This window comes from Haloarcula argentinensis DSM 12282, from assembly GCA_000336895.1.
In the GTDB taxonomy this organism is placed as follows: Archaea; Halobacteriota; Halobacteria; order Halobacteriales; family Haloarculaceae; genus Haloarcula; species Haloarcula argentinensis.
Window position 1 is genome coordinate 1 of the sequence record AOLX01000018.1, and the last position, 10831, is coordinate 10831.

Sequence of the window (10831 nt, forward strand, 5' to 3'; positions counted from 1 at the left end):
GATGTGTATAAGAGACAGGCCGTACACCACGTCGTAGCCGGCCTCAACCAGCCCTTCGTGAGTGGCGGGCGCGTCTGTCACCTTGAACAGAATCATCCGGTCAGGGCCAGTCGGCGACGCGCCGCGGTCAGCTTCCCTGAGTGCGAGGCTCGATCCGGCAGTGATTTCGACGCCCAGCGCCGTCGCAAACGCGGACATGGCGCTGACGCCGGGCACTACTTCGAGATCGACCTCGGGGTGGAAGGCAGCGAGCGTCCGCCGGAGGTGGCCGAAGGTCGAGTAGACGTTCGGGTCCCCCAGCGTGACGAAGGCGGCATCGCCGTCGCGGGCAGTCGGCGCGATCTCGGCGGCGGCTTCTTTCCAGGCCGTCCGGAGTTTCTCCTCGTCGCGCGTCATCGGGAAGTCGAGGTCGCCGATGCGCTCCTCGGGGACATGCTCAGTCGCGACCGAGCGCGAGAGCCGCCCCGGCGAGTACACCACATCGGCCGATTCGAGTGCGCGCTTCCCGCGGATAGTCACCAGATCTGGCTGCCCGGGACCGAGACCGATGCCGTAGAGGGTCATTGCTGGCCTCCGTTCGTCGCTTCAGCCTCGGCCGCTGCCCCGCCGTCGGCTGCCACATCCTCGCTGGCGCTGCCGACGAGCATGTACACCGGATTCTCCGAGTTGAAGCTCGTCGCGCCGGCGAGTTCGTAACCGTGGCTCACCTGGAACTGGACGACCTCCTCCAGAATGTCGCGTTCGCGGAAGGCCTCCGTCGCCGCGCCGGCGACTTCGAGCCGCGAGACGTTCATGACGATTCGGTCGACACCGGTCTCGACCGCGTGGTCGAGGATAGCCTCGTAGTTTCGCGACCCGCCGAGGAAGAGGGCATCGGCGTCGTCAGGCAAGCCCTCTGGGGCCTCTGCCTCGCGCAGTTCGACGTCGGCGTCGACATCGTTGGCGGCGAGGTTCTTGCGAGTCACATCGAGTCGGTTCCCCTTGCGTTCAAGCGCAGTGACCCGCCCGGCCCGGCGCGCCGCCGTGATGGTGACGGCACCGGTACAGGAACCGACCTCCGCGAAGTGGTCGGACCCGGTGAGAGCGAGTTTACTGGCGAGGACGGCCCGGACCTCCGGCTTGGTGGGACCGGCCTTCGCATCGTGTGGGAGCGAGACGCGGGACATCACGCTATACAACTGCAGTAGCGCGTAAAACAATTTTGGTTGTATTAGTCCAAATGTGGATGATAGCAGGGTTCGGCGACTGACGCCAGTCGCACACGTGGATCACGGAGGCCAGACACGGCAGCCGTAGCGGTAGAGTGCGGCCAGGGAGCCGCCCCAGAGGAGATGGGATAGAAGCGCCACCACGCTGAGGTTCGGAAGGCTCGCCTCGATACCGACCAACGAGAGCCACACCGGCATAACGAGTCCGGCTGCCACGAGCCAGAGCACGAGTGACCAGCCGAGGGCGACCCCGTAATATCGGAGTCGGTCGGAGAGATGGTCCGGCGCGGTTCGGACCAGCGCGGCATACACCAGCCCGAAGACGACGCTGTGGAAGCCGTGTGTAAGCCACCCGACCAGGGCGTTCTGGACGCCGTACAGCGCCCCGACGACCGGGACGCCACCGGAGAGGACCTGCATTGGGACGCCCATGACGACGGCGGCGATAAGCGACGCCCCGACAGCCAGGCCCAGACGGCGCGGCGAAAGTCCCAGCACGTCGTCTGACGTGGCGCTCACGGCACCGTCTTCGGTCGAGATGCGTGGAAGAGTCAGCGTGACTGTCGTTCCGTCGTCCGTGACGGTAGCCGCCGTCCGCCCGCCGTAGCTCCGGACGAGCAAGCGAACGAGATCCAGCCCGAAACCGGTCGAGCGGTCCTCGTACGACCCGATTTCACCGCGAGCAAGCAGGTCGAGTTGCCGCTCGGGCAGCCCCGGGCCGTTGTCGCTGACGCTAATGGCGACAGTGTCCTCAGTGGCAGTGACCTCAACCTCGACGGTGGGGCTGGCGCTATCATTGTAGACGACCGCGTTCTCGACCAGGTGCGCGACAAGATTGTCCAGCATCGTGTTGGCCTGCACGCGAAGGTCCGCAGGCACGTCGGCCCGCAGGTTGTAGTCGGCCGACGGGTGTGTCTCGCGGACGGCGTCGACACCCGACTCCACGCACGGGACCACAGGGACGGCGTCCAGCGACAGGTCTGCGCCACCGCGGGTGATGTGTTTCATGTTCTCGACGACCTGCTGGACGCCGGCCGAGCGGTCGTCGATGACCGACAGAACGTCGGCCGGGCCGATACTGTCCCGTGACTCCGCAATTTCTACCCGACCCTGGATGACCGTCAGCGCGTTCAGGACCCTGTCCCGAAGGATACGGTTGACCAGGTCTAACCTGGCGGCCTGCTGCTCAAGTTCGTGTCGCTGCCGGTTCGACCGACCGGCATAGACGCCAGTGAGCGCCCCACCGACCCCACCCCCGATGAGGAAGTTCGACAGATACGACCGACTCCCCGTGGTTGACAGCGGCCCCATGCTACCGTTGCCGACCAGCGTCACCAGAACGAGAACGAACATCGCGCCGGTACCGGCGAGACACCACAGCGTGACCGTCCGAACGAAGGCGCGTTCGAACTCACCGACGGCGAGGGCGACACCGAACGCAGACAACCCCAGGCCGAGCACCAGCGGCAACACGCCGCCGAAGACGAACGCCATCGGGCCGTCGCTGACCGCCAGCGTGACCGTGAACCGAGTCAGAAGAAACCCGAGGCCGGCGACGACGAGTCCGCTCGGCGAGATGCCGCTGCCCAGAGAACGGATAGAGTCGAGCATGGTCTCTCCCGACGGAGCTGGCATCGAGATACGTACCATTTTATTTCAGGGTACAAATCGGTTCTCCAGACTGGCGGTCTGAACAGGCCCGTCAGAACTCCGGATCGGGCGCCGGCACGCCGTCGCTGTCGTCGCCGCCGTCGAGATCGAACTCCTCGCGCAGTTCGCGGATGCGGTCCCTGATATCCGCGGCCAGTTCGAACTCCAGATTATCCGCGGCCTCCTGCATCCGTTCTTCCAGCTGTTCGATCTGGCGAGCGGCTTCGTCGGCGTCGCTCGCTCCGTCACTGGAAATACCGCCGGTGTCGGTTTTGCTACCAGGCAGGTTCGTCTCACCGACCTCTTTCTCGATAGTGGTCGGCTCGAAGCCGTGTTCCTCGTTGTACTGCTGCTGGATGCGCCGGCGGCGCTGGGTCTCCTGAATGGCCGACTGCATGGCGTTGCTCCGCTCGTCGGCGTACAGCACCACTTCGCCGTTGACGTTCCGAGCAGCCCGCCCCATCGTCTGGACGAGCGTCGTCTCCGACCGCAGGAACCCCTCCTGATCGGCGTCGAGAATTGCCACGAGCGATACCTCCGGAATGTCGAGCCCCTCTCTGAGGAGATTGATGCCGACTAGAACGTCAATATCGCCCAGTCGGAGCGAGCGGATGAGTTCGTGCCGTTCCAGCGTGTCCGTCTCGTCGTGCATGTAGGCGACGTTCACCCCGGACTCTTCCAGATACTCCGTAAGGTCCTCGGCCATCCGTTTCGTGAGTGTGGTGACCAGCACCCGCTCGTCGCGCTCGACGCGGTCGTCGATCCGTCCGAGCAGGTCCTCGACCTGCCCCGTCGCCGACGCGATTTCGACGGCCGGGTCCACGAGGTGGGTCGGGCGGACGATCTGCTCGACGACCTGGTCGCTGTGTTCGCGCTCGTAGTCGCCGGGCGTGGCGCTCACGTACAGCGTCTGGTCTGTCTTCTCCTCGAACTCCTCGAAAGTGAGCGGGCGGTTGTCGAACGCCGTCGGCAGGCGGAAACCGTTCTCGACGAGGCTCTCCTTGCGGCTCTTGTCGCCCTCGAACTGGCCGCGAATCTGAGGCAACGTCTGGTGGGACTCATCAACAACGGTAAGGAAGTCATCTGGGAAGTAATCCAGCAGCGTGTAGGGGGCCTCGCCCGTCTCGCGGTCCGAGAGGTGGACAGAGTAGTTCTCGATGCCCGAGCAGTAGCCCGTCTCCTGCATCATTTCGATGTCGAACGTGGTCCGCTCCTCGATGCGCTGGGCGGCGACGTGGTCACCCTGCCGCTCGAAGTAGCTGATTCGCTGGTCCAGCAGTTTCTCGATCTCGTCGATAGCCCGCTGGAGCCGCTGTTCCGGAATCGAGTAGTGCTCCGCCGGGTGCAACAGCGCGGCTGGCTCCTCGCTTTTGACCTCGCCCTCCAGCGGGTCGACCTTCAGCATCCGGTCGATCTCGTCGCCCCAGAACTCCACGCGGATAGCGTAGCGGCCGTACATCGGGTATATTTCCAGTGTATCCCCTCGCACGCGGAAGGTCCCCTGCGTGAAGTCCACGTCGTTGCGCTCGTAGTTCAGGTCGACCAGCCGACCGAGCAGTTCGTCGCGTTCGATCTCTTGCCCCACCTCAAGCGAGAGGGACATGTCGATGTAGTTGCGCGGGTCACCGAGCCCGTAGATGGCCGACACCGACGCGACGACGATGACATCGTCGCGGGTGAGTAGCGAGCGCGTCGCGGAGTGGCGCAGCCGGTCGATCTCGTCGTTGATCGAGGCGTCCTTGTCGATGAACGTGTCTGTCTGCTCGACGTAGGCCTCGGGCTGGTAGTAGTCGTAATAGGAGACGAAGTACTCGACGGCGTTATCCGGGAACAGCTCGCGGAACTCCTCGTACAGTTGTGCCGCGAGCGTCTTGTTGTGGGCGATGACGAGGGTCGGTTGCTGGATCTCCTCGACGACCCAGGAAACGGTGTTGGTCTTCCCGGAGCCGGTCACACCGAGTAGGGTCTGTCGGTCCATCCCCTGCCGGAAGCCCGACGCGAGCTGTTCGATGGCCTCGGGCTGGTCGCCCGCCGGCTCGAACGGGGCGTCGACGCGGAACGCACGGTCGACGTCCGGTCGGTCAATAGAGAGTGGTCCGCCGGTGTCGCTCATTACTCACACGTCGGGCTGGACGGACTTGAGCCACGTGGTTCGTGAGGCGTTAGCAGACCGGCTTCGGGTTCACGCCGAGGTCTTCGAGCGTCTCGAAGTACTCGTCGTACGCTGTCGAAACAACGTCGATAGCAGCCGCCTCCGCGGCGTCCCAGTCGTCGTCGCTCTCGCACGCGGCATCGAGCAGTTCGGCGGCTTCGTCGCGGAGGTCCACCACGTCGCTGCCGGCGCTGCGGAACGTACTCGCGGTCTGTGGGTCCGCCTGCCCGGTGAAGAAGCCGGTGTACTGCTCTTTGACCTTCTTGTCGACGAGCGTCCAGCCGACGAAGCCGCCGAGTCGCTCGACGGTCCCGTCGAGGTCATCGAGTACGTCGTGCATCGCCGGCGTTCGGTCGACCGGCTCGGCGTCGAGGCTGTCACGGCGCTCGGCCGTCTCGGCGGCTGCGTCGGCAAACAGCGCAGCCGCGTCGTCGTGGTCGTCGTCGCTCCAGGCGTCAAAGGTGTCGTGGGCCGCCTGCTCGCGGGCGGCCGCCGCCGCCAGTACTACGTCCGGTTCCATCTCGCCGCGGGTGTCGGCGTACAGCGTCTTCGAAGAGCCCAGTCGAGAGAGTTCCGTCTGCTGGTCGTCACGAACTGCGTGGATAAGGTCGGCTGCGGTCATACTCTGGCCTGTGACCGGCGCGGGCTTGTAACCATCGGACCCGCCGCTGGAAGGCTCGTATGGCTGCGGGGAGTAAGCCCCCTTCTGTTCGGGCCAGCATTCGGCTGAGCGGCCACGTCCAGCGCTTGCGCGCGGCGTCGGACTACCTGTCGACGCGGCCTTGCACCGGTGAGGTTTCGCCGTTCCATCGGTCCATCGCCGGAGGCGTGGGACATCGAAGATGGCCCACGTGTGGAGCACAATTGTGATCCACGAACGCGCGCCCCGGAGTCACCGGGTCGCGGCTGCCCTCGGTGGGTTAACTTTCCCTCGCTTTGGCGGCGTGCTGCACCGTCTGGTGGAGCACGGGTCACCTCGCTCGGGATTCGCACACCTCATCGGTCCGGCGACGACGTGTCGTTGCTGTTCCAGAGCCGACGGTCTCCCGCCCCGGGCTTGCGCCCGGTCACCTGTCCGACAGGTGGGGGGACTTTCCTCATGGCTTGCGCCACGGGAGCCGGCCTCCCGCTGCCACCAATGGATACGCCAGTGCCGCGAATAAGGCTTACCAACCACCTTTTTTCACCGGGGGTTCGCGCTCGCCGCTGGCGAGCGCTCAACCCCGGTCAAAAAACGTGGGCGAAAAAAGCGCGAATCGCGATGCGATTCGCGGGAAACCGCTCGCTTCGCTCGCGGTATGCGCAACAGCAGCGGCAACTACTAATTCTGTGTATTCGGGTGAGCCTGCCCTTCCCCGGGTCGCGCGACGGAGCGCGCTCCCGGCCACAGACAGATACGAGAATTAATCGAAACGTGAGCAACCGCACGATTCGCGAAAATCGAACCGAGAGCGCCCAGCAGTGCGTCTTAGTCGTCAGAGGGCAGCGGCTCGCCGGAGCCGTCGGTTGGCGCGGGCGAGGACTGCATGTCGTCGTCCTCTGCGTAGGGGTACCACGTCATCTTCGTGTTGTGCATGTACGGGTCGTGGTAGTCAGTCTCTTCAGGCTCGACCATCTCGGCCAGCGTCTCCTCGTCGCGGTCCTCGACGAAGTCACGGAAGGTCTCGCCGTCCTCGCGGGCGTCCTCGAAGTTGTTGACGAGGTTCTTGATCGCGCCGGGGACTTCGTCGGCCGGGACGCGCATCTCAACCCAGTCGGCAAAGCGCGGGTCGTCGCCGAGGCCGCCGCCGAGACCGATGTCGAGCGCCTCGACTGGTTCGCCGTCCTTGCGGGTCTTCATGCCGCGCAGGGACACATCGGCGATCTGGGGCTGGGCGCAGGAGGCCGTACAGCCCGAGAGGTGGATGTGGAAGTCCTTGTGGTCCTCGGGCAGTTCGACGTTGTCCTTGAGCCAGCGGGCGTACCGCACTTGACGGTTCTTCGTCTCGACAATAGAGAGCGAGCAGTACTCCGTGCCCGTGCAGGCGATAGAGCCGCGCATGAACGGCGACGGGTCCGGGGAGTAGTTCTCGAGCAGGGGTTCACTGGTGAACTCGTCGAGGTTCTCCTCGGGCACGTCGGTGACGATGATGTTCTGACGCTGGGTCAGTCGGACCTCACCGGAACCGTACTCGTCGGCGAGTTCGGCGAGTTCGAGCACGTCGTCGGCACCCATCCGGCCGACCAGCACGTTCAGGCCGACGTAGTAGTTGCCGTCTTTCTGTTCGTGGATCCCGACGTGGTCGTTGTGCCCATCCTGAGACCCGGTGTTGTAGCTGTACTGGTCGCGCATGTCCTCGCCCGCAGTCGGGAGTTCGAAGTCGACGTACTCCTCCTGCAGGACCGAGCGCATCTTCTCCGGCCCCCATTCGTCCATGAGGAACTTGATGCGGGCGTTGAATCGGTCCTCGCGGTCACCGTAGTCACGGAAGAGCGAAGACATACCGTGGGCCACGTCAGCGGCCTGCTCCGGCGGGACCCACACGTCGATGTCACGGGCGAGGCGCGGTTCCTTTCGGGAGAGGCCTCCGCCGATACGGACGTTGAAGCCGAGTTCGCCGTCCTTCTCGGCGGGCTCGAAGGCGAGGTCGTTGATGTCGCCCTGTCCACAGCCCTCGTCACAGCCGGCGATGGCGACCTTCCACTTGCGCGGGAGATTCGAGTAATCGTCGTTGCCCTTGAACGTCTCGTGGAGGTCTTCGGCGACGGGCCAGGCGTCGACGTGCTCGTGTTTGTCCTTGCCGGCGACGGGACAGCCGACGATGTTCCGCCAGGAGTCGCCACAGGCCTGCTGGGTTCCCAGACCGACGGCTTCGAGCTTCTCGAAGATTTCGGGGATGTCCTCCAGCTTGATCCAGTGGAGCTGAATGGACTGGCGGGTCGTCCAGTCACAGTAGGCCTCGCCGAATTCAGGGTTGTCGACGGGACCGGTCGCGTACTCCTTCGCGATTTCGCCGATGACTTCGAGCTGGCCCGGCTTGATGACGCCGTTTGGCGTCCCGATACGCATCATGAAATACGACTCCTGGCCGGAGCGCTGGTGGTACAGGCCCCACCATTTGAAGCGCTCGAACCAGGCGTCGTGTTCGTCTTCCGGGATGGCGTCCCAGCCCTGCTCTGCAAACTCCATCAGATGCTCCCGGATCTCGTTACCGTAAACCTCGTCTTTCCATTTCTCGACTTTACTGGGCATAGCTAATGTATTCTTCAACAAGTCTTACAGACTTATACACCACACTTTGCCGTCAACCGTCTCCCCCACTCCCCGAAACAAGAGATTGTTGCCTACTCTTCGGGACGGGCAAGCCGGGTTCGTTTCTCCGGAAAATGGACGCTCTCGTGGACAACACCGTAGAACTCGCCGGAATCAGGGTCCACGACGCGCCCGACCGTTAGCCAGTCGGTAACGCCGCTTTCACCGCAGGCGATGCACTGCCCAGCTATTCGTGCCTGAATATCCGGGTAATCTACCCCCACTTTCACGAACCCCTCAGCGAGGAAATCCGTCGTCTCACACCCACAGAAGTCGCTTCGAGCCAACAACCACAGGTCCGAGACGTTCACTTCCCGCGAGTCGTTGACGGAAATCCAGGCCCCGTCGTCGAGCTGGTGAACGTCAGTCGTCATTACATCTCATTAGATTCCAGAGACACGTGAGGGCATCGGCGGTTGCAAGTATCACCGCGGCCGGGTCGAATCCGCCGCAGTCATGCGGTGACTGCATCAAGCATAATGACACACTATTTCGTGGGTTCTGTACGAGATACACGCATATGTTGCCTGTAAGTCGCAGTGCGGGCCAAGTTTACAGCAGAGTCCGTCCTTAACATAGTGGGGATATTATAGAGGAGTACGACATCCCGTGGCGGCCACGCTGGTCGTCACTGTGAGAGAAACGATGACGAACGCACAACAGACCCACGACGACGATGCCGAGCGCGAAGAGCCAACGACAGACCACCTCGACAATGTCGAGGACGGCTGTGGCTGCACAGAGATCTGGGAGCACATGAGCGAAGAACGCGAAAGCGAGAGCGCATCCGACGACTGACACCCCTGTACGGGGTACTTTTGTACGGCGCTTCCTAAACACACATCGATGCCAGAGGGGCCCGATAACTACGTTCCAACGACCGACCGTGAATCACCGGTCGGGAAACCCGTCATCCGGGGAGACCCAGCACTCACTGGACAGCGGCCCGAGGAGGCTATCGAATTCGACCCTGACGACCCCGAGAGCCTCGAACTCGCCGCCAGAACAGTCGAGAGATTCTCCGAGAACACCGCCGGAGCTGACGACAACGTGTTCATCCTGCGTGGTGCAGCCGCGTGTGCAGCCCTAGTTCGCGGCGAAGGGTCTTACAAGGCCGCTGCCGAGCGGGCCGGTGGGGAGGCGTCGGTCTCGTTCATCCGGAAGTGGTCCCGCGTGCACGACCTCCCCCGGTCCGTCCGTATTCACGTCGCCAAGGGAGAAATCGCGCCAACAGCGGCCAAACACATCGCCAGAGTCTCCGGCGAATCGCGCCTCCTGCTGTCGTGGGCTGCCCTCGACCACGATCTCACCGTCCGCCAGATTCGGTCGGTCGCAAGCAGCGTCAACGACGGCGCGTCCGTAGATGCGGCGCTCGCCAGAAACGGGTACGCACTGGGTGAGATGCGTACGCAACTCGACCGTGACGCCTACTGTCGGCTCCGCCGGCAGGCCGCACTCGATGGAGCGTCTCCGGGGGAAGTCATCAGTGAGGCTATCGAGTCGTACTTCGACGACGGACCGTAAGGCCTTAATCGCCGCTCCCCCGAGCGAATAGCGAGGGCCGGTAGCTCAGTTAGGCAGAGCGTCTGGCTTTTAACCAGATGGTCGGGGGTTCAACTCCCTCCCGGCCCGTGCAGTGAACCGATGAGCAACGCGAATCGGTGAGTGAACCGGAAGGAAGGAGTTGCACCCTGCCAGTCGCGCGCAATGAAGTGAGCACGTCTGGCTCCGGTTCGACTCCCTCCCGGCTCGCTTTTGCGACGAACAAAGTGAGGAGCAAAGCGGCTACGGAGGAGTTGAATCAAGAAAGTCGCAAGGTTGAGCGGAGCGAAACTATCGTCTTTCCATGGTTCAGCTCCCTCCCGGCCCCCTGTTTTATCGATAAAAGCGGCGCGACAGTGCATAGCCCGAGACCGGTTCATTTACCACCAGACAGCGAATGTCACCAGTATGGACGGAACTACCGGTACGGTTCAGCGCGTATTTTCGCAGCCGTTGCGCCCGCTAGGTGTCACCGTCGGTGTATTGCTCGTCGTCGCCACGTTCGCGGCGGTTGCCGGTACACCGTGGCAGACGTACGCCTCAATGGCAGCAGCGATTATACAAATGATCGCGGCGGTCCTAATGGGTGTGATCGGTATCGGACTGGCGTACCTCAGCTGGGCAGCCGACGCGTAAGTCAGTCGCCGAAAAAGCCGAAAACAGACGTCGTTGTTATCCGCGGACGGGCATATACGCCATCCCCAGCATCAGTACGGCAGCGATGCCTGAGAGGATGGAGACGCCCCAGATGCCGTTCTTGCGCTCGTGGAAGTAGTCCTGCTGGTCGAGTGTCTCCTGATACTGATCGTACTGCTGAATCGGGACGATCTGGACGGTGTGGTGATCGGGGAAGTGCGTGAAGAACCGCTGCTCGTTCAGCGTGATGTTCCCACCCTCCGAAAGTTCGATTGTGTTCTCGCGCGGGGCGAACCATTCGAGCGTCGCGCCACTGTCGCTCACGTCAGAGACTGTCTCTTATACACATCT

General features: G+C 63.4%; 11 protein-coding genes, 1 tRNA gene and 1 other RNA gene. 4 read left to right on the forward strand and 9 right to left on the reverse strand.

The genetic code is table 11. From position 1 onward, the window contains the following. The 8 genes from C443_RS11275 to C443_RS11305 form a co-directional block, all read right to left on the reverse strand. On the reverse strand, positions 1 to 564 hold a 564-nt coding region (locus C443_RS11275; RefSeq protein ID WP_005536434.1), incomplete at its 3' end, for a cobalt-factor II C(20)-methyltransferase. Continuing rightward, a complete protein-coding gene (cbiT, locus tag C443_RS11280; protein ID WP_005536435.1) occupies positions 561 to 1166 on the reverse strand; it encodes a precorrin-6Y C5,15-methyltransferase (decarboxylating) subunit CbiT in 606 nt (201 codons plus the stop codon). The genes cbiT and C443_RS11275, both read right to left, overlap by 4 nt. 102 nt (positions 1167 to 1268) lie before the next feature. After that, a complete protein-coding gene (locus tag C443_RS11285; protein WP_311241268.1) occupies positions 1269 to 2843 on the reverse strand; it encodes an ATP-binding protein in 1575 nt (524 codons plus the stop codon). A gap of 67 nt (positions 2844 to 2910) precedes the next feature. Beyond that, entirely contained in the window at positions 2911 to 4971 is a 2061-nt protein-coding gene (gene uvrB / locus C443_RS11290) for an excinuclease ABC subunit UvrB (protein ID WP_005536438.1), read from the reverse strand. 49 nt (positions 4972 to 5020) lie between these two features. Beyond that, positions 5021 to 5632, reverse strand: coding sequence for a hypothetical protein (locus tag C443_RS11295; protein ID WP_005536441.1), 612 nt, complete (start codon positions 5630 to 5632; stop codon positions 5021 to 5023). A gap of 61 nt (positions 5633 to 5693) precedes the next feature. Then, positions 5694 to 6144, reverse strand: an RNA gene (gene rnpB / locus C443_RS11335) — RNase P RNA component. Positions 6145 to 6478: 334 nt separating this feature from the next. Further along, positions 6479 to 8242 carry a nitrite/sulfite reductase gene (locus C443_RS11300; RefSeq protein WP_005536442.1) on the reverse strand — a complete coding sequence of 588 codons (1764 nt, stop codon included), beginning with the start codon at positions 8240 to 8242 and terminating at the stop codon, positions 6479 to 6481. Between the two features lie 92 nt (positions 8243 to 8334). Beyond that, positions 8335 to 8676: a hypothetical protein gene (locus tag C443_RS11305; RefSeq protein WP_005536443.1), complete on the reverse strand. Its 342-nt coding sequence runs from the start codon at positions 8674 to 8676 to the stop codon at positions 8335 to 8337. Positions 8677 to 8911: 235 nt separating this feature from the next. Here C443_RS11305 and C443_RS11310 point away from each other — a divergent pair, with 235 nt between their 5' ends. The 4 genes from C443_RS11310 (at position 8912) to C443_RS11325 (ending at position 10480) form a co-directional block, all read left to right on the forward strand. Then, the gene (locus C443_RS11310) at positions 8912 to 9100 is read left to right on the forward strand and encodes a hypothetical protein (RefSeq protein ID WP_049944025.1); all 189 of its coding nucleotides are present in this window, start codon (positions 8912 to 8914) and stop codon (positions 9098 to 9100) included. Between the two features lie 48 nt (positions 9101 to 9148). After that, positions 9149 to 9826 carry a DUF7119 family protein gene (locus C443_RS11315; protein WP_005536453.1) on the forward strand — a complete coding sequence of 226 codons (678 nt, stop codon included), beginning with the start codon at positions 9149 to 9151 and terminating at the stop codon, positions 9824 to 9826. 34 nt (positions 9827 to 9860) lie between these two features. Then, positions 9861 to 9934: transfer RNA gene (locus tag C443_RS11320), tRNA-Lys, on the forward strand. A 318-nt stretch (positions 9935 to 10252) separates the two neighbouring features. Then, positions 10253 to 10480: a hypothetical protein gene (locus tag C443_RS11325; RefSeq protein ID WP_005536455.1), complete on the forward strand. Its 228-nt coding sequence runs from the start codon at positions 10253 to 10255 to the stop codon at positions 10478 to 10480. A 36-nt stretch (positions 10481 to 10516) separates the two neighbouring features. On the opposite strand, the gene C443_RS11330 is transcribed toward C443_RS11325, so the two are convergent. Continuing rightward, positions 10517 to 10804 (reverse strand): hypothetical protein, encoded by a 288-nt coding sequence (locus tag C443_RS11330; protein WP_005536456.1) that lies wholly within the window; start codon positions 10802 to 10804, stop codon positions 10517 to 10519. Between the last annotated feature and the right edge of the window lie 27 nt (positions 10805 to 10831).